Annotated in this window: 18 protein-coding genes and 1 pseudogene; 8 read left to right on the top strand and 11 right to left on the bottom strand. The window is 60.4% G+C overall.

The window, feature by feature from the left end:
• The first annotated feature begins 41 nt into the window (after positions 1-41).
• Positions 42-2,321, top strand: coding sequence for a ribonuclease R (gene rnr / locus K3724_RS20925; RefSeq protein ID WP_259988877.1), 2,280 nt, complete (start codon positions 42-44; stop codon positions 2,319-2,321).
• Between the two features lie 34 nt (positions 2,322-2,355).
• Here the strand turns inward: rnr and K3724_RS20920 are convergent, their stop codons facing one another.
• Together K3724_RS20920 and K3724_RS20915 are read right to left on the bottom strand one after the other, a co-directional pair.
• Complete coding sequence (locus K3724_RS20920) at positions 2,356-2,778, bottom strand: DUF1801 domain-containing protein (protein WP_259988875.1); 423 nt, start codon at positions 2,776-2,778, stop codon at positions 2,356-2,358.
• Positions 2,775-3,473, bottom strand: a complete 699-nt coding sequence (locus K3724_RS20915) for a glutathione S-transferase family protein (RefSeq protein ID WP_259988873.1) — start codon at positions 3,471-3,473, stop codon at positions 2,775-2,777. The genes K3724_RS20920 and K3724_RS20915 overlap by 4 nt, the downstream gene beginning before the upstream one ends.
• An 84-nt stretch (positions 3,474-3,557) precedes the next feature.
• Between K3724_RS20915 and K3724_RS20910 the strand changes: the two genes are divergently transcribed.
• Together K3724_RS20910 and K3724_RS20905 are read left to right on the top strand one after the other, a co-directional pair.
• Positions 3,558-4,274 (top strand): YafY family protein, encoded by a 717-nt coding sequence (locus K3724_RS20910; protein WP_259988871.1) that lies wholly within the window; start codon positions 3,558-3,560, stop codon positions 4,272-4,274.
• A gap of 61 nt (positions 4,275-4,335) precedes the next feature.
• Positions 4,336-5,661 (top strand): lytic murein transglycosylase, encoded by a 1,326-nt coding sequence (locus K3724_RS20905; RefSeq protein WP_409201393.1) that lies wholly within the window; start codon positions 4,336-4,338, stop codon positions 5,659-5,661.
• Positions 5,662-5,786: 125 nt separating this feature from the next.
• On the opposite strand, the pseudogene K3724_RS20900 reads toward K3724_RS20905, so the two are convergent.
• From K3724_RS20900 to K3724_RS20875, 6 genes and pseudogenes are all read right to left on the bottom strand, one after another.
• Positions 5,787-6,632: pseudogene (locus K3724_RS20900) on the bottom strand (ABC transporter permease); the annotation flags it as partial.
• A gap of 14 nt (positions 6,633-6,646) precedes the next feature.
• Positions 6,647-7,918 carry an ABC transporter permease gene (locus K3724_RS20895; protein WP_259988867.1) on the bottom strand — a complete coding sequence of 424 codons (1,272 nt, stop codon included), beginning with the start codon at positions 7,916-7,918 and terminating at the stop codon, positions 6,647-6,649.
• A gap of 83 nt (positions 7,919-8,001) precedes the next feature.
• The gene (locus tag K3724_RS20890) at positions 8,002-9,102 is read right to left on the bottom strand and encodes an extracellular solute-binding protein (RefSeq protein WP_259988865.1); all 1,101 of its coding nucleotides are present in this window, start codon (positions 9,100-9,102) and stop codon (positions 8,002-8,004) included.
• A 79-nt stretch (positions 9,103-9,181) separates the two neighbouring features.
• Positions 9,182-10,282, bottom strand: a complete 1,101-nt coding sequence (locus K3724_RS20885) for an ABC transporter ATP-binding protein (protein ID WP_259988863.1) — start codon at positions 10,280-10,282, stop codon at positions 9,182-9,184.
• 367 nt (positions 10,283-10,649) lie between these two features.
• Positions 10,650-12,044 carry an aspartate aminotransferase family protein gene (locus K3724_RS20880; protein WP_129372743.1) on the bottom strand — a complete coding sequence of 465 codons (1,395 nt, stop codon included), beginning with the start codon at positions 12,042-12,044 and terminating at the stop codon, positions 10,650-10,652.
• Positions 12,045-12,110: 66 nt separating this feature from the next.
• Positions 12,111-12,797 carry a GntR family transcriptional regulator gene (locus K3724_RS20875; protein WP_259988860.1) on the bottom strand — a complete coding sequence of 229 codons (687 nt, stop codon included), beginning with the start codon at positions 12,795-12,797 and terminating at the stop codon, positions 12,111-12,113.
• Between the two features lie 142 nt (positions 12,798-12,939).
• Between K3724_RS20875 and K3724_RS20870 the strand changes: the two genes are divergently transcribed.
• The 5 genes from K3724_RS20870 to K3724_RS20850 all read left to right on the top strand — a co-directional run bounded on the left by K3724_RS20870 (position 12,940) and on the right by K3724_RS20850 (position 18,285).
• Positions 12,940-14,028, top strand: a complete 1,089-nt coding sequence (locus K3724_RS20870; RefSeq protein ID WP_259988858.1) for a polyamine ABC transporter substrate-binding protein — start codon at positions 12,940-12,942, stop codon at positions 14,026-14,028.
• Between the two features lie 117 nt (positions 14,029-14,145).
• Positions 14,146-15,273, top strand: a complete 1,128-nt coding sequence (locus tag K3724_RS20865; protein ID WP_259988856.1) for an ABC transporter ATP-binding protein — start codon at positions 14,146-14,148, stop codon at positions 15,271-15,273.
• On the top strand, positions 15,273-16,154 hold the full coding sequence (locus K3724_RS20860) for an ABC transporter permease subunit (RefSeq protein WP_259988854.1): 882 nt from the start codon (positions 15,273-15,275) through the stop codon (positions 16,152-16,154). The genes K3724_RS20865 and K3724_RS20860 overlap by 1 nt, the downstream gene beginning before the upstream one ends.
• Complete coding sequence (locus K3724_RS20855; protein WP_134830980.1) at positions 16,151-16,966, top strand: ABC transporter permease; 816 nt, start codon at positions 16,151-16,153, stop codon at positions 16,964-16,966. The genes K3724_RS20860 and K3724_RS20855 overlap by 4 nt, the downstream gene beginning before the upstream one ends.
• A complete protein-coding gene (locus tag K3724_RS20850; protein WP_259988851.1) occupies positions 16,966-18,285 on the top strand; it encodes an FAD-binding oxidoreductase in 1,320 nt (439 codons plus the stop codon). Before K3724_RS20855 ends, K3724_RS20850 begins: the two co-directional genes overlap by 1 nt.
• Here the strand turns inward: K3724_RS20850 and K3724_RS20845 are convergent.
• From K3724_RS20845 to K3724_RS20835, 3 genes are all read right to left on the bottom strand, one after another.
• Positions 18,258-18,989: a phosphotransferase gene (locus K3724_RS20845; protein ID WP_409201425.1), complete on the bottom strand. Its 732-nt coding sequence runs from the start codon at positions 18,987-18,989 to the stop codon at positions 18,258-18,260. The two genes, K3724_RS20850 and K3724_RS20845, sit on opposite strands and share 28 nt — an antisense overlap.
• Positions 18,990-19,182: 193 nt before the next feature.
• The gene (locus tag K3724_RS20840; protein WP_259988848.1) at positions 19,183-19,860 is read right to left on the bottom strand and encodes a flagellar hook capping FlgD N-terminal domain-containing protein; all 678 of its coding nucleotides are present in this window, start codon (positions 19,858-19,860) and stop codon (positions 19,183-19,185) included.
• Between the two features lie 4 nt (positions 19,861-19,864).
• Complete coding sequence (locus tag K3724_RS20835) at positions 19,865-21,928, bottom strand: flagellar hook-length control protein FliK (RefSeq protein ID WP_259988846.1); 2,064 nt, start codon at positions 21,926-21,928, stop codon at positions 19,865-19,867.
• Between the last annotated feature and the right edge of the window lie 31 nt (positions 21,929-21,959).

Below are 21,959 nucleotides of genomic sequence, written 5' to 3'. Positions count from 1 at the left end.
TTCACCATGACGCCGCCCCCGCGCCATGCTACGCGGGAAGTATGAGCCGTATTCCCTCCAAGGCCGAAATCCTCGACTGGATCTCCGCCAACCCGACCCATACCTCCAAGCGCGACATCGCCAAGGCCTTTGGCATCAAGGGCGCCGACCGCATCGACCTCAAGCGCATCCTCAAGGAGCTGGAGGGTGAGGGCCATTTGCAAAAGCGCAAGAAGACCTACCGCGACCCGGACCAGCTGCCGCCGGTGACCGTGCTGCAGGTAAAGGCGCCAGATGCGGATGGCGACCTGTATGGTCGGCCGCTGGAATGGCATGGCGAAGGGGTGGAGCCGGTTATTCTGGTCCTCCCCCGCGCCTCAGATCCGGCCCTGGGCGAAGGCGACAAGATCCTGGCCAAGCTGCAGCTGGTGCCGGATCAGGACCACAACTATGAGGCCCGGCTGATCCGCCGCATCGGCAGCAACCCGAAACGGGTGCTGGGTATCTTCCGCGCCGGTTCCGAAGGCGGGCGGATTGTGCCGATCGACAAGGCCGCCTCCAGCGAATGGATGGTGGCCCCGGACGCCGTCAACGGCGCCAAAGACGGCGAGCTGATTGAGGCCGAACAGGCAGGACCCAAGGGCCGCATGGGCCTGCCGCGCGCGCGGATCGTGGAACGGCTGGGCGACCCGGCAGCGCCCAAGGCGGTGTCGCTGATTGCCATTCATCAGCATGGTATCCCCGATCACTTCCCCGACCCGGTCATGGCCGAGGCTGATGCCGCCAAACCGATGGGCCTCAAGGACCGCGAAGACCTGCGCGAGCTGCCGCTGGTCACCATCGACCCGGCGGATGCGCGCGATCATGACGACGCCTGCTTTGCCCAGGCCGATGACGACCCCCAAAACCCCGGCGGCCATGTGATCTGGGTGGCGATTGCCGATGTGGCCGCTTACGTGCGCCCCGGCTCTGCGCTGGACCGCGAGGCGCGCAAACGCGGCAACTCCAGCTATTTCCCGGACCGCGTTGTGCCGATGCTGCCGGACCGGCTGTCGGGCGATCTGTGTTCCTTGCATGAAGGGGTGCCGCGCGCCTGTATTGCGGTGCGGATGCAGGTGGACGCCGATGGCAACAAGATCGGACACCGGTTTGTGCGCGGGCTGATGCGCTCTGCCGCCTCGCTGCATTACGCCGAGGTGCAGGAGGCCATTGATGGCACTCCGAATGAAAAAACCACGCCTTTTGTGGAAGATGTGATCAAGCCGCTTTTTGCCGCGTATCAGGCTCTAAAAAGAGCGCGTGCGGTGCGGGAACCCCTGGACTTGGACCTGCCGGAACGCAAAATCATCCTGGATGACGCCGGTCAGGTCACCTCGGTTGCCTTCCGCGACCGGCTGGATGCGCACAAGCTGATCGAGGAGTTCATGATCCTTGCCAATGTCGCCGCGGCAGAGACGCTGATCAAGAAACGCTCGCCGCTGCTGTTCCGGGTGCATGAGGAACCGGCGCAGGAAAAGCTGGAAGCATTGCGCGAAACCGCCCGTGCGGCGGGGTTGAATCTGGCCAAGGGCCAGGTGCTGCAAACCCGGCATCTGAATGCGCTGCTGAACCACGCGGCGGGAACCGATGAGGCGGAGCTGATCAACATCTCCACCCTGCGGTCGATGCAGCAGGCCTATTACAACCCGGAGAACTTTGGCCACTTCGGCCTGGCACTTAAGAACTACGCGCATTTCACCTCGCCGATCCGCCGCTATGCGGACCTGATCGTGCACCGCTCGCTGGTCTCCTCGCATGGCTGGGGCAACGATGGGCTGGACGAAGCCCAGATCGAACGGCTGGAGGACACCGCCACCCATATCTCTGACACCGAACGGCGGTCGATGATTGCTGAACGGGACACCACCGACCGTTATCTGGCGTCCTACCTCAGCGAACGGGTGGGCAATGAATTCGAAGGGCGGATCAGCGGTATTGCCCGGTTCGGGGCCTTTGTGAAACTGGATGAGACCGGCGCCGACGGATTGGTGCCGGTGCGCTCAATCGGGCGGGAGTTTTTCCATTTCGACGCCCAGGCCGACACGCTGATGGGGGCCGATACGGGCATGACACTGGCCATCGGCCAACGGGTCACCGTGAGGCTGGTGCAGGCGGCACCGGTGACCGGCGGGCTGGAGCTGGAGTTGCTGGCAATTGCAAACCTGGAACTGCCCAAGGGCGGCGGATCCCGCAAAGGCGGACGGCGCAGCCCGGCGGGCCGGACCGTCAAGCGCAAGGCAGCAAAGTCCAAGCACAAGGCCGCCAAAGTAAAACGCAAAGTTGAGCGCAAACGGCGGGATTAAGCAGCTGTCCCCGTGGGGACAGCCTGGTATTTTGTCAGGCCGGAATTTTCAGCGGTGCCCGGATTCGGTAGGTCAGCGCGCGCTTGATCAGCCAGCCATGGCGAAGGGGTTCGACTTCGGCGGGATCGTTGAACAGAACTGCACGGGTGCCCTCGAACCGGTCCCAGGCCGGGAAGGCGGCGGCAAACTCCGGGATCAGCCGACTTTGGCAATGCACAAACAGCGCAAAGCGCGCGCCCTTGGGCACCCCCAGCCTGAGGGTGGTGCCGGTTTTGCGCTCGGCGGTGAGATAGGAGGGCTGGCCCCAGCGCAGGACTTCCTCGATCCGCCCGGCCTCTGGCGTTTGCGCCGCGATGTCGAAGATCAATCTGCGCAGCGCCAGCAGGCCGGCGCGGGCCTGCGGGTCCAGCACATCAAATGCGGCCTCAATTCCGGGATTGGCAAAGGGCGGGGTCATGGCAACGGCACCGTTTCAAACACACGATCAACATAGGGCTGCAGGACCGCATCGTCGAGGATACGGCTGACCAGCGGGGTGCGGACAGGTGTTGTCCCCATCGCCTGCAGCATGGAAGCGACGCTGAAATCGGCACTGGAGATCTGGGCGCCAAACAGGAAATCCTGCCCTTTCAGCAAATCGGCGAGCGCCCGCAGATCCTGGTCCAGACGCTGACTGCGTTCGGTCTCGCTGAACCGGGCAGTGCCCTGGAACATCAGCCCGTTATGGACCGACTTGCGGATTGAGCTGGTCACCGGGCGGCGGATCAGCGCAGGGATTTCATGAAAGTAGCTGTCGCGGATCGTCGGCCAGACTGTATCATTGTCCCAGCGGTCACGCACCACGTGGAAATAAAGCGTATCCTCGGACATGCGGATCAGCACTTGCGCCTGGGCCCGGTCCCGTGTTCCGAGCGCAGCATCAAAATCCGTGCCCTGCTGTTCCAGCCAAGCGCGGATTGCATTGCTGTCCGGCACCAGCCCGCCTGGCGTGCGCAGCACCGGCAGCTTGCGGTGCGGCATCTTACGGGGGTCGTTCAGGTCTTCACGGGTCCAGGTTTGGCCAGCATAGGCCAGCAGCAAGGCTGCCTTGACGCAAAACGGGCTGAGGCTGAAAACGGTGCCATTTCGGGGATAGGTAAGAAGGGTCAGCATTCCGGGCTCCTGTCATCTCGGGTTGCTGACAACCTAAATCAGCATGGTGACAAAAACTGTCATCAGTCGTAGAGAGAATGGGCCATGTCCCGAACCCACCGCCTCTTCCAGCTGATGCAGGCCCTGCGCCTTGGACCTGGACCGCATACTGCGGCACGGCTGGGCGAGGAACTTGGGGTATCTGCCCGCAGCATTCACCGTGACATCGCCACCCTGCGTGAGATGGGTGCCGTGATCGACGGCGAGGCGGGTTATGGGTTTACCCTGATCGAGGACAACGCGCTGCCGCCGATGGGGTTTCGCGACACCGAGCTGGAGGCGCTGGTCCTCGGCCTGCGCGAAGTTGAACAGATCGGCGATCCCGAGCTGGCCACCGCGGCCTCGGAAGCGCTGCGCAAGCTGCAGGCGCGGCTGCCGCCGCGGCAGGCGCACCGGCTGCGTCACGCCGTGCTGGCGCCCTACCGCTTCGACCGGCCCATTCCGCCCGCGATTTCGGCACAGGAGTTGCGTCAGGCCACCTGGGACGAGGTGGAGGTGCGCTTTGGCTATACTGACGGGCATGGCGCAGTGACCGAGCGGCAGGTGAAGCCGCTGAGCGTGGTTTATTTCGACCGCTCAACGGTGCTGATTGCCTGGTGCTGCCTGCGCGAGGCGATACGCGTGTTCCGTCTGGACCGGATGCAGACGTTGGAAGTCACAGGGCAAAGCTTCCGCCCGCACCGGGTGCCGATGCTGCGGGACGCGCTGGAGCAGTTCCGCCAGGAGCACCGGCAGGCGGCCCGCCGCACATGCAATGACTGACCTCTTTACCCGGACGGCACCGCCGCTAGACTGGAGGGGAGCAGTGATAATGAGGTGCAACATGCGCAAATGGGTTGCAGCGTCCCTGGTAGCAGGCGGCGCCATGGCGGCAGAGGCCGCACCAGACAGTTCCCTGAGGCCCGCCCAGCGGCCAGGGCTTCATGAACAAGAGGTACAGGGCGAAGCCATTCAATTGGCTGCAGCCACAGCTCTGCGACCTGCGGCAAGGCCAGCGGCCGCCATCCAAGAGCCTGTGCTTGCCGCTGCTGACCTGAATTTCCAAGGCTGGATCAAGGCGTTCCGCAGCCGTGCCAAAGCGCAGGGCGTCAGCGCACCGGTGCTGGACAGTGCCTTTTCCGGGGTCAGTTATGATGCTGAGGTGATCCGCCGCGACCGCAACCAGTCGGAATTCACCAAGACGATCTGGGACTATCTGGACAGCGCCGCCTCGGAGCTGCGGGTGAAGAACGGCAAGGCGGCACTGCAGGCACAGCGCGCCCGGCTGGATCAAATCGAAGCAACCTATGGCGTCGAAAAAGAGATCGTGGTGGCGGTCTGGGGATTGGAAAGCAGCTATGGCACGTTCCGCGGCAAGATGGATGTGATCCGTTCCTTGGCAACGCTGGCCTTTGACGGGCGGCGCGGGACGTTTTTCGAGGGTCAGCTGGTGGCCGCACTGAAGATCTTGCAGGCCGGAGATGTCGCAGCCCGCAAAATGACCGGCAGCTGGGCCGGTGCCATGGGGCACACCCAGTTCATCCCGACATCGTACCTGGATTATGCAGTGGATTTCACCGGCGACGGCAAGCGCGACATCTGGTCGGACAATCCGGCTGATGCGCTGGCCTCAACCGCGGCTTACCTCAAGAAATTCGGCTGGGTGAAAGGCCAGCCCTGGGGTGTGGAAGTGGCGTTGCCTAAGGGGTTTGACTACACTCTGGCGGATCGGGAGATTGAAAAAAACGCCTCGGACTGGGCAGCACTTGGCGTCAAAGGGTTGGATGGACACCCGGTCGCTGATCACGGCCCCGCCGCAATCCTGTTGCCGGCGGGCAGTACCGGTACAGCCTTCATGATCTTTGGAAACTTTGCGGTACTGGAGCGCTACAACACTGCCGACGCCTATGTGATCGGTGTCGGTCATCTGGCCGACCGGATCAAGGGCGGCGCGCCGATCCAGGGCAGCTGGCCGCGCAACGACCGGGCGCTGACCCTGTCCGAACGGGAAGAGATGCAGCAGCGGCTGACCCGGGCGGGTTTTGACACCGAGGGCATTGATGGCAAGATCGGGCCAAAAACTATTGGCGCGGTGCGTGCCTATCAGGTCGCCAAAGGCCTGACGCCGGACGGATATGCCTCACCAAGGCTGCTGGAAGACCTGCGGTAGCAGGAGGGGGCCAGCCCCCTCTTGGCCTTACGGCCAATTCACTCCCGGGATATTTTTCGCCAGATGAACAAGGGAAAGGCCCCGCTTGGCGGGGCCTTTGCTGGTTTGAAGGTCAGGCAATCAGATCAGCCGGGGGACATGCCGCGCAGGCGCTCGGAACGGCGGCGCAGCATCTCTACCGCAGCCAGCAGCATGATGGAGATCGCAACCAGCAGGGTTGCCACAGCCAGAATGGTTGGCGAAATCTGCTCACGCAAGCCGATGAACATCTGCCAAGGCAATGTCTTCTGCCCGGCTGAACCAACAAAGAGCACCACGACAACCTCGTCAAAAGAGGTGATGAAGGCAAACAGGCCGCCCGAAATAACCCCGGGCAGGATCAGCGGCATTTGCACCCGGAAGAAGGTGGTGACCGGATCCGCACCCATATTGGCCGCGGCGCGGGTCAGGGAACGGTCAAAGCCGACCAGGGTTGCGGTCACCGTGATGATCACAAACGGAATGCCCAGCGCCGCGTGCGCCAGCACCACACCAATGTAGGTCCCCTGCAGGCCAATACGGCTGTAGAAGAAATACATGCCTGCCGCGGAGATGATCAGCGGCACGATCATCGGCGAGATCAGGATCGCCATGATTGCCCGGCGGAAGGGCACATGCGGCTGGCTGAGACCGATGGCGGCGAGCGTGCCGAAAGTGACCGAGACAATGGTCGCCATCGGCGCGATCTTCAGCGAGTTCCACATCGCGGACTGCCAGGAGTCATTGCTGAAGAAGTCGCGGTAGTGTTTCAGCGAATATCCTTCGGGATCCAGCCGCAGCATTTCCGGCGTGAACGTGAAGAAGTCCTGCGCGTTGAAGCTGAGCGGGATGATCACCACGATCGGCGCGATCAGGAAGAAGAACACCAATCCGCAGATGACCCGGAAGGAATAGTACCAGGCACGCTGGCCGGTGGTTGCATAAGGAGGAAGTGCGCTCATGTCCGTTATCCCAGCTTCACGTTATCGATGCCGACGATCTTGTCGTAGACCCAGTAGAGGGCCAGAACGACCGCCAGAAGGATTGCGCCCAGTGCTGCGCCCAAACCCCAGTTGCCCGACGTCGAGATGTGGTAGGCGATCAGGTTCGAAATAAAGGTGCCTTTGGTGCCGCCGACCAGAGCCGGAGTGATGTAGTAGCCAACAGCCAGGATGAAGACGAGGATCGACCCGGCGCCGATGCCCGGCACGGTCTGCGGGAAGTAGACGCGCCAGAATGCGGTCCAGTCGGTTGCCCCGAGGGATTTGGCGGCGCGCAAGTAAGACGGGTTGATTGTTTGCATCACCGAATACATCGGCAGGATCATAAACGGCAGCAGGATATGGGTCATCGCAATGATGGTGCCCAGCTCGTTGTTGATAAGAACCAATCGGTTAGCGTCATCCACCAGTCCGATCCAGACCAGCGTGTCGTTGATCACCCCCTGCTGCTGCAGCAGGATTTTCCAGGCGGAGGTCCGCACCAGAAGCGATGTCCAGAACGGCAGCAACACCAGGATCATCAGCAGGTTTGCCTGGCGTGTGGGCAGGTTCGCCAGGATCCAGGCAACCGGGTACCCCAGCATGATGCAGCTGAAGGTGATGATCAGGGACATCCGCATGGTGCGGATCAGCATGGTGTTGTAGATCCGTTCGTTCTCCGGGCGGATCTCAGCGCCTTCAGCCCCCAGACGCATATCAACTGCGTTCAGAAAATAGCCTGAAGTGAAAGTGCCGGAATAGGTCTTAATCGTCCGCCAAAGCTCAAGATCGCCCCAGCCGTCGTTCAGTTCTATAAGTTTTTCGCGGTAGGGGCCGTCGTTTGCGATATCCCAATTCTTGACCTTGCGGCCGGACTTGCGGAACACAGACGAGAGGCCCGGGTTTTCATAGTTCAGACGCTTGGCAACTTTGGTGTGGGTCTTCACGTTTGCCGCCTCTTTAAGGTCGGCGGCCAGAGCGGCAAAAGCAGCCTCCTCCGGCAGTTGACCCGATGCAGGGTCCCAGTCTGCCAGAACTTCAACCGTGCGGGGCAGTGTATCCTCGACAATCCGGTTCTCTACCGACCGGAACAGCATGTCCGCAACCGGGAGGATGAATGTTATAAGGATGAACAGCAAGAGCGGCGCGATCAGCAGCAGTGCGCGCAGCTTCTGCATGCGCAGTGCGCGCGCCAGGCTGCGCTTCAGCGGCCTGCCGTCGGCCGCCAGCACCGGGCCGGATTGGGTAATATCACTCATTGGGTTCCCCGTCGGGTCTTTATTTTTTTGGGCAGGGGGCCTGTTTCGTTCAGGCCCCCTGCAGTATCTCGGAAACGGTCAGATTACTTGGCCAGCCACGCCTGGAACTTGCCGTTCAGGTCATCGCGGTTATCTGCCCACCATTCGTAGTCATAGACATGCACGTTGCCTGCATTGGCCGGATCAGTCGGCATATGCGGGGCCATGTCGATACCCAGTTCGGCGTGCTTGCCAACCAGCGGCGCCGAGGAGGCACGGGCCGGACCATAGGAGATGTAAGCGGCCTGATCGGCCAGACGCTGTGTGTCGGTGGCGAACTTCAGGAAGTCCATCACGCGCGCCTTGCGGTCTGCAGGCAGTCCAGCCGGAACAACCCAGCCGTCCAGGTCAAAGGACTGCATGTCCCAAAGCATGCCAATCGGCTGGTTCTGTTCTGCGATTGCCGAGAACAGGCGGCCGTTAAAGGTCGAGCCCATGACAACTTCGCCGTCGGCCAGCAGCTGCGGGGTTTCCGCACCGGCAGTCCACCAGACGACCTGGTCCTTGATGGTGTCGAGCTTGGCCAACGCACGCTCCACACCTTCGTCGGTGCCCAGAACGTCGTAGATCTCATCCTTGGCGACGCCGTCGCAGTAAAGCGACCATTCCATGTTGTCGATCGGGCGCTTCTGCAGCGAGCGCTTGCCCGGGTATTTTTCGGTATCAAAGATCGCGCAGACGGTTTCCGGCTTGTCGATCAGGTCGGTGCGGTAGCCGAATGTGGTCGAATAAACGATCTGCGGCACAAAGCAGTCACTGACAATCAGGTCGCCGAAATCTTCGGAGGCCAAGGAGCCGTCGGGCGCCGCTGCCAGATCTTCGTCATGGTTGATTTCTTCGGCCAGGCCTTCGTCGCACAGACGCATGGAGTCGGACGCCACAGCATCCACCAGATCCCAGGTCACATTGCCGGCTTCGTTCATGGCGCGGATCTTCGCCACGGCCTCAGCCGAGCTTTCGTCCCAGATCACCTTAACGCCGGGGTTAGCGGCCAGATAGGGTTCCACATAGGCTTTCTGCTGGCTGGCCTGGTAGGCGCCGCCCCAGGATACCAGTGTCAGCTCATTGGCCATTTCTTCGGCAAAGGCCGAAGGGGCGCAAAGGGCGGTGGTCACCGCCAGTGCAGACATTTTGCTGAGTTTCATAGAGAGTCTCTCCTTGTTGAAATTCACAGATGTGAGAATCCCCCCGGTCATTCGTCTGCCGGGGGTTTGCGCGTGCGGATCAGGCGTCCAGCGCGCGGCAGTCTTCCGGCAGCCAGCCGATTTCGATCTGCTGACCGGGCTGAAGACGGACTTGGTCCGGGGCGTTCCGGGTCTTGATGATGAACTCATCATTGCCGGCCACCCGCAGACGGGTGCGGAAGATGTCGCCCATATAAATGAACTCCAGCACTTCCGCCTTAAGTGTATGAACACCTTCCTGCAGGCGTTCCTTGTTGTATTCCACCCGTTCGGGGCGGATCGACACGCGGGTGCGCTCGCCAGGGCGGGACACGTTGACCGGTTTGCAGTCAATCAGTTCACCATCGTCCAGCTGCACCAGGGCAATACCGTTGTTGATTTCCTTGACGGTGCCTTCCAGCGTGTTGTTTTCACCAATGAACTGGGCAACAAAGCTGTTGTCCGGGCTTTCATACAGCTGGTCCGGCGGCGCGATCTGCTGGATCCGGCCATCATCGAACACGGCGACACGGTCGGACATTGTCAGCGCTTCGGTCTGGTCGTGGGTCACGTAGACCACGGTGATCCCCAGGCTGTGCGCCAGATGGGTGATTTCGAACTGCATTTTTTCGCGCAGCTGCTTATCAAGCGCGCCAAGCGGCTCGTCCATCAGAACCAGTTCCGGTTCAAACACCAGCGCGCGGGACAAGGCGACCCGCTGCTGCTGACCGCCCGAAAGCTGCGACGGGCGGCGGCCGCCAAAAGCGCCCATTTCCACCATGTCCAGCGCACGCTTCACCTTGGCTTCGCGCTCGGACTTGCCGATCTTGCGGACTTCCAGCGGAAACGAAAGATTCTCTGCAATCGTCATGTGCGGGAACAGCGCATAGTTCTGGAACACCATGCCGATGCCCCGCTTATGCGGCGGGATGTTGTTGATTGACGTTCCGCCCAGGCGAATGTCGCCATGGGTAGCGGTTTCAAATCCTGCCAGCATCATCAGGCAGGTTGTCTTGCCCGAACCGGACGGGCCAAGCATTGTCAGAAACTCGCCCTTGGGCATGGTGAGGTTGAGGTCTTTGACAACGAGATTTTCGCCATCATAGCTCTTTTGGACACGTTCGAATTCAACGAACGCATCGACGTTTGACGCATCAGCCAAAGCAGGCTCCCCGTAGTTTTGTCATTCTGGCAGATTTGCTCTGCACTTATTCGAAGTTAATCACACCGAAGCTATCAAGCGCTAGGTATGAAAAAAATATTCTTTCCATGGCGAGTGTACGAAATTCGTACTTCGGCCGCTCCCCAAGAAGAAATGAACATCCTTAGGGAACCCTAGTCCTGTTCCGGCATGCGACATCGGACTTTTTGCGACGCAGCTCGGACATTTTGCGCCACACTCTGCAAAACACCAGCCTGAAAACGACCTTTTCAATTCCCCTACCGAAGAAAACGGCCCGGCAACACTGCTGCCGGGCCGGGATGAGTCGCGGATGGAAACGGCACCATTGCGGTACCCGGGAGGGGAATCAGGCGCTGTGCAGCAAGTCCTGCGCCTTCAGTTCCGCATAGCATTCATCCAAGGATTTGGAGGCGCGTTCGATCAGAACGTCGATTTCCGCGGGCGTGATCACAAGCGGCGGCGAAATGATCATCCGGTCCCCGACATGACGCATCACCAGGTTGTTGGCAAAGCAGCGCTCGCGGCAGATATAGCCGACAGTGCCCGCCTCCGCGGCAAAACCCGCGCGGGTCGCTTTGTCCGGGGTCAGCGCGATGGAACCCATCATGCCGGCGATCCTGGCCTCTCCCACCAGCGGATGATCCGCCAGCGCTTCCCATTTTTGTTTGAGATACGGCGCGGCCACATCGCGCACATGGCCAAGGATGTTCTCCTCCTCCATGATGCGCAGGTTTTCCAGCGCAACAGCCGCCGCCACCGGATGGCCGGAATAGGTGTAGCCGTGGTTGAACTCATCTCCCGCAATCACCGAGGCAACTTCGTCGCTGACAATCGAGCCGCCGATCGGCGCGTAGCCGGAGCTAAGCCCCTTGGCGATTGTCATGATGTCAGGACGGATGTTCAGGGTCTCACTGCCGAACCAATTGCCGGTGCGGCCGAAACCGCAGATGACTTCATCTGCAATCAGCAGGATCTCGTATTTGTCGCAGATGCGCTGGATTTCCGGCCAGTAGCTGTCCGGCGGCACGATCACCCCGCCTGCCCCCTGCACCGGCTCCGCAATAAAGGCGGCAACGCGGTCTTCACCCAATTCCAGGATCGCCTCTTCCAGTTCGCGCGCACGCTGCAGGCCGAATTCTTCCTCCGGCATGTCGCCGCCCTCAGCCCACCAATGCGGTTGGTTGATATGGTGGATATCCGGGATCGGCATACCGCCCTGGGCATGCATACCGCTCATCCCGCCCAAGGAACCGCTGCCGACCGAGGAGCCGTGGTAGCCATTCTTGCGGCTGATGATGACCGATTTCGCAGGCTTGCCCTTCAGCGCCCAATAATGACGCACCATGCGGATGTTGGTGTCATTGGCTTCGGAGCCGGAACCGGCAAAGAACACATTGTTCAGATCACCCGGCGCCAGTTCGGCAATCTTGGCGGCCAGCGCGATGGCCGGAACATGAGTGGTTTGAAAGAAGGTGTTGTAATACGGCAGTTCACGCATCTGACGGGCGGCGACCTCGGCCAGCTCGTCCCGGCCATAACCGATGTTGACGCACCACAGGCCCGCCATCGCATCCAGGATCCGGTTCCCCTCGCTGTCGGTCAGATGCACGCCATCGGCGCGGGTGATAATGCGGGCGCCCTTCTGCGACAGTTCGCCATTAGCGGTGAACGGGTGCATGTGATGGGCGGCGTCCAGCGCCTGCAGCTCGGCCGTCGGCATGTGGTTGGTGATAACGGTCATGGGACTCGCTCCTGAGAATGACTGATTGGCACCAGAATATGATCAAATTCCCAGGTGTCAATCGAATCAGTTTGCAGCCTGCAGCCCCTGAACCACATGCTCCATACCCTCGTAGACGTCCCGCTCCATCGCCAATGCGGCCATTTCCGGGTCCTGCCGCTGCAGCGCCTCCAGTATGTCCTTGTGACGGTCCGGGAAGCTTTGCGTGCCGAGACGCCCGCTGACCACCCGCAGCGAGGGGCCGAAGCGCAACCACAGCCGGTCGGCAATGTCACTGAGAATAGGTGCATCCGCATGGGAATAAAGCGCCGTATGAAAGCTGTAGTTTTGCACCAGGTACCCCGCCACATCGCCTGTCGATATGGCCTTGTCCAGCGCAGTGTCGATGGCCACCAGCTGTGCGATGCTCGCTGCGGCAATGCGCAGTGTTGCCCGGCGCGCAAGTTCGCATTCTATTGTTTTTCTGGCAAAAATAAGCTCCTCAAGGTCACCGGGCCCCAACAAGGGCACCGATACGCGGCGGTTGCCCTGGAACACCAGCGCCCCGTCCGATATCAGCCGCCGGATTGCCTCTCGGACCGGTGTCATGCCGGCCCCCAGCGTCTCCACCAGCCCCTGGATTGTCACCGCTTGGCCGGGCACCAGTTCGCCGAATAGAATCTGCGACCTGAGTGTCTGATAGACGATCTCATGCGCGGGCGGTTTTGCAGGGCTTTCCTGTGCCGCAACGGGTGGTGAAGTGGTCTCGGTCACCTGGGGTTTTCCTCCTCGGTTTTGGCCAGCTTGCACCATCCGGAGCCAAGTGAAAACATAAAGAGTATTGCCGAACGCGACAAAACTTGATCAAATCCTTTCACAGCCGGACCCGGAAGCCGGCATGCACAGGGAGAAATTCATGACACTGAAAACGATGACCATGACCGCCGTCGTTGCCCTTGGCACGGCCGCCGCTGCCACTGCGGAAGAGGTACGCGTCTACAATTGGTCGGACTATATTGACGAAAGCCTGCTGAAAAAATTCGAAGCCGATACCGGCATTGACCTGATCTATGATGTCTTTGACAGCAACGAGGTTCTGGAAACCAAGATGCTGGCCGGCGGATCGGGCTATGACGTTGTTGTGCCGACCGGATCGTTCATGGCGCGCCAGATCCAGGCCGGCGCCTTTCAGAAGCTGGACCCGTCGAAACTGGCCAATGCCGGCAACATGTGGGACGCGATCGAAGAACGCACCGCCCTCTATGATCCCGGCAATGAGTATTCCATCAACTATATGTGGGGCACCACCGGCATCGGCGTGAACATCGCCAAGGTCAAGGAAGCCCTGGGCGAAGATGCCCCGATCGACTCGCTGGAGCTGGTGTTCAACCCGGCCAACATGGAAAAGCTGGCCGGTTGCGGCGTGCATTTCCTGGACGCCCCGGATGAGATGATCCCGGCGGCGCTGAAATACATTGGTGAAGACCCCAACAGCATGGACGCCGATGTGGTCGCCAAGGCGGAACCGGTGCTGCAGGCGATCCGCCCTTATATCACCAAGTTCCACAGCTCTGAATACATCAACGCACTGGCCAACGGCGATATCTGCGTGGCCTTCGGCTGGTCCGGCGACATTCTGCAGGCGCGCGACCGCGCGGCCGAGGCGGAAAATGGTGTCGAGATCGCGTTCAACGCCCCCAAGGAAGGCGCGCTGATGTGGTTCGACCAGATGGCAATTCCGGTCGACGCCCCGAACCCCGAAGGTGCCCATAAGTTCCTGAATTTCATCATGGACGCGCATAACATGGCGGCGGCGTCCAACTATGTCTATTACGCCAACGGCAACAAGGCGAGCCAGGAGTTTCTGGAACAGGATGTGATCGGCGATCCGGCGATCTATCCTGGCCCCGAGACCGTCAAAAACCTGTACATCAAAGAAGGCTACCCGCCGAAAGTGCAGCGCAAGGCCACCCGCATGTGGACCAAGGTCAAATCCGGCACTTGATCAGCCGTACCTGACCCGCGGGGCGCATCCGCCGCCCCGCATTTCCTGACGCGCCTGGGATGCCCCACGCGCGGCCATCCGAGACATTCGCGCGACACTTCGCAGAAGAGGCCCGGCTTGACTGCTTCCGTATTTGAACCCTGGAATGATCCCGAGGCAAAGCCCTTGATCCACTTTCAGAACGTCACCAAACGCTATGGCGAGTTCACCGCCATCGACGATTTGACCATCGGCATCTACGAAAAAGAGTTCTATGCGCTGCTGGGCCCTTCGGGTTGCGGCAAGACCACGCTGATGCGGATGCTGGCCGGGTTTGAAACCCCGTCTGAGGGCACCATCCGGCTGGCCGGGCAGGATATTGCGCCGGTGCCGCCGAACAAACGCGCCGTGAACATGATGTTCCAGTCCTACGCGCTGTTCCCGCATTTGTCGGTCTGGGAAAACATCGCCTTTGGCCTGAAGCGCGAAAAGATGCCCAAGCACGACATCAACGACCGGGTCGACGAGATGCTGCGGCTGACACGCCTGGAGCAATTCGCCCGCCGCAAACCGCATCAGATCTCCGGCGGTCAGCGGCAGCGGGTCGCCCTGGCGCGGTCGCTGGCGAAACATCCGAAACTTCTTCTGCTGGATGAGCCGCTGGGCGCGCTCGACAAGAAGCTGCGCCAGGAAACCCAGTTTGAACTGATGGATATTCAGGAGAAGACCGGCACCACATTTGTGATCGTGACCCACGACCAGGAAGAGGCAATGACTGTGGCTTCCCGCGTGGCAGTGATGGATCACGGCAAAATCATCCAAGTGGCCACGCCGGACCGGATCTATGAAAGCCCGAACTCGGTCTATGTGGCTGATTTCATTGGCGATGTGAACTTGATTGCAGGCACTGCAAAACCCAATGGCAGCGACACCTATGCAATGTCCTGGCACGAGGGCCACGCGCCGCTGACCGTGCAGTCCCCGAATCCGCTTTCCGACGGGCAAAATTGTCAGCTGGCAATTCGGCCGGAAAAGGTATCGATCAGCGCCGAAAAACCAGAAAAGGCGGACAATACTGTTCAAGGCCGGATCCTGGATATCGCTTATCTGGGCAATATCTCTACCTACCACGTGGAACTGCCAACCGGCGCGGTGATCAAGGCGCAGACCGCAAACACCCGCCGCATCGCCCGCCGCGCCTTTACTTGGGAAGACACTGTCTGGCTGTCATGGACCGCCACGGCAGGCGTTCTTTTGGCAGACTGATGCGCCGCTTTGTCCTGATTGCCATCCCCTATGCCTGGCTGTTGGCGCTGTTCCTGGTGCCCTTTGCCATCGTCCTGAAAATCTCGCTGTCGGATTACGCGATTTCGATCCCGCCCTATGTGCCGCAATTTGATCCGGAAACCGGTATCAAAGCACTGATCGACGCGCTGGACTTTGAAAACTTCATCTGGCTGACCGAAGATGACCTGTACTGGAAGGCTTACCTCAGCTCGCTGAAGATCGCGGTAATCTCAACTTTCTTCACCCTGCTGGCAGGTTATCCGATCGCCTACGCCATGGCACGCGCGCCAGCGGAGTGGCGGCCCACCTTGATGATGCTGGTGATCCTGCCGTTCTGGACATCGTTCCTGATCCGCGTTTATGCGTGGATGGGGATCCTGTCGAACGAAGGCTTCCTCAACCAATTCCTGCTGTGGACCGGGCTGATCTCCGAGCCGCTTACCATCCTCAACACAAATACCGCGGTCTACATCGGCATCGTCTACACCTATCTGCCGTTCATGATCCTGCCGGTCTATTCGGCACTGGAGCGGCTGGACGGATCGTTGATAGAAGCCGCCGAAGATCTGGGCTGCTCGCGTCTGTCTGCGTTCTGGCTGGTGACAATTCCCTTGTCGAAAACCGGCATTATTGCCGGCAGTTTCCTGGTCTTCATCCCGGTGCTGGGTGAATTTGTCATTCCCTCACTGCTGGGCGGATCAGACACGCTGATGATCGGCAAGGTGCTGTGGGAGGAGTTTTTCTCCAATCGCGACTGGCCGGTGGCATCCGCGGTGGCGGTGGTTCTGCTGCTCCTTCTCGTCATCCCGATTGTGCTGTTCCAGCGCAACCAGCAGAAACAGCAGGAGGCAGAGCAATGAACCGTATGAGCTGGTTTAATGCCGTATCGCTGACCCTTGGCTTTGCATTCCTTTACATCCCAATGGTGATCCTGATCATCTTCAGTTTCAACGAAAGCAAGCTGGTAACAGTCTGGGCCGGGTTTTCGACCAAGTGGTACGGCGAGCTGATGCAGAACGAGGCGTTCCTGAATGCCGCCTGGGTGACCATCAAGGTCGCCGTGTTCTCCTCTACTATCGCCACCGTGCTGGGCACTATCGCCGCCTATGTGATGGTGCGCGGCGGGCGGTTCATGGGGCGGACGCTGTTTTCCGGCATGATCTATGCACCGCTGGTGATGCCCGAAGTAATCACCGGCCTGTCGCTGCTCCTTTTGTTTATCGGCATCGGACTGGACCGCGGGGTGCTGACCATCGTCCTGGCGCATACCACGTTCTCCATGTGCTATGTCTCGGTTGTGGTGTCCTCGCGGCTGGTGACCTTCGACCAGTCGCTGGAAGAAGCCGCGCTGGATCTGGGCTGCTCCCCGGCAGAGGCGTTCCGGCTGGTGACCCTGCCGATCATCGCACCCGCGGTGATATCCGGCTGGCTCTTGGCCTTTACCCTGTCGCTGGATGATCTGGTGATCGCCTCCTTCACCTCCGGCCCCTCGGCCACCACCTTGCCGATCAAGATTTTCTCCGCCGTGCGTCTAGGCGTCAGCCCCGAGATCAACGCGCTGTCGACGATCATGATCAGCATTGTGACCGTTGGAGTCATCACTGCCTCGCTGGTGACCAAACATCAGATGACCCGCCAGAAGCGGGAGGAACAGGCCGCGGAGCGTATCTGATGCGCCGGGTATTTTCCGAATACGCCTACGGTCCCGGCCCCCGCACGAACTGCTGGTGGGATGAAACCAATGCAGCACCGGACTGGCCGGTGCTGCAGGGCGAAGTCTCCGCCGATGTGGCCGTCATCGGCGGCGGGTTCACCGGCATGTCAGCCGCTCTGCATCTGGCAGAAAGCGGCGCGTCCGTTGCGGTACTGGAGGCCGAGACACCGGGTTGGGGCGCATCAGGGCGCAATGGCGGTTTCTGCTGTTTGGGCGGATCAAAGCTTTCAGGCAACACGATGCGGCGGGTTTTTGGCATATCTGCGGCTGATACGTATCACGCCAGCGAGGAAGCCGCGGTGCATCTGGTTCGCGATCTGCTGCAGACCCATGGCATCGATGCCGACACTCATTCACGTGGCGAAACCCAGCTGGCGCACAACGAAAAGGCAGTGCGCCGCCTGCAAGCAGAAGCGGATGCACTGCGTCAGGCGGGAGAGGAACCGGAATTTCTGACCCGCGGCCAGCTCGCGGACAAAGGGCTGAATGGCAGCTTCCATGCGGCGCTGACAACACCGGTGGGGTTTGCGCTCAATCCGCGCAAATACCTGTTCGGCCTATCCAAGGCCGCGCAGGATGCCGGTGCCCAATTGTACCAGCGCAGCGAAGCGCAGTCGGTACAACAGGCAGGCAGAGGCTATATAATAGAGACTAAACAAGGGGGCCTGAGGGCATCGAAGGTCATCATCGCAACCAATGGGTATTCTTCGGAGGACCTGCCCGGCTGGCTCGCCGGGCGTTACATGCCTGCACAATCCACCGTCATGGTGACCCGGCCGCTGACCCGGGCGGAACTGGACGCGCAGGGCTGGTTCTCGCATCAAATGGCCTACGACACCCGCAATCTGCTGCATTACTTCCGGCTGATGCCGGACAACCGGTTCCTGTTTGGAATGCGCGGCGGGCTGCTGGCTTCTGCCCGGGCTGAAGCAGGGATACGCCGTAACCTGCGGCAGGATTTTGAGGCGATGTTCCCGGCATGGCGTGAAGTGGAATCCACGCATTGCTGGTCAGGCATGGTTTGCCTGTCGCGCAACTTAGTTCCCTTCATTGGCCCTGTGCCGGAGCGCCCCGGCATGTTTGCCGGGCTGTGCTATCATGGCAATGGCGTGGCGATGGGCAGCTATGCCGGACGGCTGCTGAGTGATCTGGTTCAGGGGAACACGCCCAAACTGCCCTACTCACCCATAGTGCAGAAAATGGCACGCTTTCCGTTTGGCCGCGCCCGCCGGATGCTGATGCCTCCGGCTTATGCGGTTCTGGGCCTGATGGACTGAAGCGCCGCGCGCTCCAGTCCCGAGGCCTGCAAGTCCTGCGCGCCCCCGCGTTCGGCCCGCCACTGGCAATAGGCTGCCATGCGCCAGTGGAACCAAGGCTTCAGCGCCAAGGCCCGCCCGGCAATCCGCGGATCGGGATAGGCGCGCAAAAATGCGTCTTCTTCATCCTTGGACAGCGGCGCCCCCCGGTACATCAGCTGCATCGCAGGCGACAGGAACAACGCCAGGTCCTCTGCCGGGTCGCCGATTTGCGGGCATTGCCAATCTATCAGCGTCAGCGTGCCATCATGTGCCAGCAGGTTGCCAGGCACCGGGTCGCCATGAATCAGCACCAGCTGGGACAACGGCGGAACCCGGCCCAACGGGCGAAGCGCCGCCAGCTGATCGCGATCGCGGCAGCTGCTCAGAATTTCAACGGTTTGCCGTTCCAGCGCCGCGCTGCCATTCACCCCGCAAGGCAGGCCCGGCGGTGGCGCCAGGTCGTGCAAACGCCCCAATAGCTGTGCCACATGGCCAGTGTCCTGCTGCCAGGGACTGCCGTTGACATGCGCATAGCCCAGCCACTTCCTGCTTTCAAATTCACCGGTCTGGACCAGCGGCGGCACCATGCCGGTGCCTGACAGTGCCGTCAGCACAGCAACCTCGCGGGCCGGATCATTGGCAAACAACGGGTTGGCGCCTTCGGCTGCATAAAGCTTGATCACCAGCGCACCGGCCCGCCAGACATGATTGGACCGCCCTCCTGCCAGCCGTCTAGGAGCGGGCACATGAAGACCCAACGCAGACAAATGCGCAAAAAAGCGGGGTTCGAACTGGTCAGGAAGCGGTTGCAGGGCGGTCTCCGATATTATGCCGCCCTGTTCTTAGACAGTTTTCCCGTCGTCGCATACAGCTGGATCAAGCCTCAGGATCACGCAGCGCGTTCACCGACGAAGCCAGGACCACGGACCCCCCTTCGGTGATCAACCCCACTTCGCCGCCCTGCATCCGGGTTTCGTTCACCTTGAAATAAATCTCGGCATATTCCTGCAGCAGCAACTCGTCGCCTTTGCTGCTTTCGATCACAAAGGCGTATTCCCCCGCCTCTAGCGGGTTGCCGTCATCATCCAGACCGTTCCACTGGAAAGGCTCAGCCGAGACCGGCAGGGCGACGCGCTGCACTTCGGTGCCGTTTTTGTCCTGTACGACCAGTGTCACCGAATCCGCGGCAGCCGCCGGGTTAGGCGCAATAGTGATTTCATTGCTGCCATCAAAGTAGCCCGGAGCCACGGCCCGTGCTTCCATCCCGACCCAGCCTGAAAGTGCCGCCATATTCGCCAGGCCAAGCTGTGATTGCAGCCCTTCCAGCAGGTTGTTGCTCTTGGTCTGTTGCTCGACCATCGAGAACTGCGCCAGCTGCGCGGCATATTCAGTCGAATCCATCGGTTCCAATGGATCCTGGTTTTTCGCCTGCGCGGTCAGCATTTTCACAAAAGTATCAAAATCCGAGGTCAGACCGGAGGTCTGCTGCGACGACGGCTTCGACGAATTGGATTGCCCTGAGTTGAATCCCGTAGAAGTAACTGGTGTTGTCATCTGTTCAAACCCTCATGTCCACACCGGCTGTTCCGAGCCGGAGGTTTTGTGTTGCTGCTTCGCCGGCGTCCTTTGCATCGGCGCCGCGTGTCTCTGCGGTTCCGCCGGACAGGCCGGAACCGCCGTCCGCGTCATCGCCCGGGTGACCGGTGCCGGCCTGTCCGCCGCTGAATTCAAATGAGACATCTTCATATCCCATGCGGCGGAATTCCTCGGCCAGTTCATGGATGTGCCGGCGCATCAAATCACCGGTTTCCGGACGTTCCGTCTGAATGATCATGGTGATTCCTGTTTCGCTGGCCATCACGCGCATTTTCACATGGCCCAACTCCTGAGGGTTCAAACTCACCTCAACCTTTTGCTCGCCTTTGGCAGCAAATGCCTCAGCCATCTGGGCCGCAATCATGCGCGGCGTTTCAGGCCGGTGCGCCCCATGTGAGCCAATTGAGGCTTCCGTCAGCAGCTGCGTCAATCCGGGCGCTTCGCTGGATAATCCCAGTGTTCCGGCCAGTGATCCGGCCAGCGCCTCATCAGTTCTGGACAACAGCTCTGCCGATGTTTTTCCAGCAGTCATCCCGCCAGCAAGCAAAGGCTGCAGCTGAGAAGCTGCCGACTGAATGACTTGCGGCGCTGCAGGCACTGTAGCCGTCCGGACATCACTGCCTTTAAACGGATCGGCTAACGGACTCTCAATTCCGGCTGGTTCCGCTTTAATCTGCGCTCCATTTCCGTTCGAAACAGGTTTGGAAGTTAGATCACGCCTCTGACCCGGCCCCTTCACAGCCACCTGGTTGACCGCAATGCCCGGATTTTCTCCTTGCGCAGCCGGATTGCCCGCCTTCGCTATGCTATCAGACTTTTCACCCATCGACTGAGGCACCGTATGGGTACTTGAACTTGAACCAGTCTCGAGGGATTTCGACTGTGCCGCACTGATTGCATTTCCGTTTTTGCTTTGCCCCGTGCCATCGGTAACTTGTGCCCTTTCCGCCAGAGCCCGTTCATTGGCTGGGACAGCTGTTTGAGCAGCAGTCTCAGGCGAAACGCGGGCAGTGTTTTCCGGGCGATTTCCAGTTTCCCTGGCATCAACCTTGCGGGCAGCGGGTTCAGTACTATCCCCTTGTAGCTTTGTGGCTGAGTTCTCTGGCGCAGCTGCGGGCGTTTTTGCTGCTGCCTGTGTTGCTGAGCGCACTGAAGGCTGCGTTTTCTCTGTGTTTCCAACTTCCCCTGCCTTCTCAGCAGGTTGCACATTGCCCTCAACGGACGAACCGTGATGAATCACTGCCCTTGCTTTAAGGCCCGCACCCTGATCAGTGGGACTTGCGCTGGAGGCTGCTTTGGGCATGGCGCCTGGCTGATCATTTTCACCGACAGGTGCACCTTCTTCGGGCTTAATACCGGTGCCGGCCCCTGGGTCCTTCACAATAGGCAGTCCGCTTCGCTGCTCAGCGGCCCGTGACACAACTCTTTCTCCTGTTGCTGTACTGACGCCGTGCGGGGATTTAACCTTAGTCTCTGCGGCAGCGGCCTCTTCAGCGGAGGAAGTTCCACTACTTTGCAACCCTGAAGCCATTTCCGCATCGGAAAGTACTGGTTCAACCCCAAAGGGTTTCCTTGCCGGTGTTTGCCGCTCCACCTCAAAAAGTGTGCTTCGGCTTGCCTGAACCGGTACGTCCTCGGGTACGTCCTGCCCTGTCGCAATGCGAGTTCCTTGGCTTGCCTGAACCGGTACGCCCTCAGGTACGTCCTGCCCTGATGCAACGCGCGTGCCTTGGCTTGCCTGAACCGGTCCGCCCTCGGGTACGTCCTGCCCTGTCGCAATGCGTGTGCCTTGGCCTTCCTTGCTGCCCTTGTCCGTACTCTCCTGCATCCTGTGTTCAGATTCGGCCTCGACCGATTCGCCCGTAGCTGATTGTTGTTCGGCCGCCGCCTCGCCAGGGCCGGACTGAGCAGACAAAACATCTGAAAAGTCCCTGGAAGTGTTTGATTTTTTTGAACCATCCGGAGAAACGGACGGTGACTTACCAGCAGGACCGGCTTCCAAGCCAAGGATCGAATTCATATTCATGATCGTTTTCCAGACATTCTATCTCGACCCG

The sequence above is a fragment of the Leisingera sp. M658 genome (assembly GCF_025144145.1).
In the GTDB taxonomy this organism is placed as follows: Bacteria; Pseudomonadota; Alphaproteobacteria; order Rhodobacterales; family Rhodobacteraceae; genus Leisingera.
Note: the sequence above shows the minus strand (reverse complement) of the source record. Positions and strands in the feature narration are given on the sequence as shown.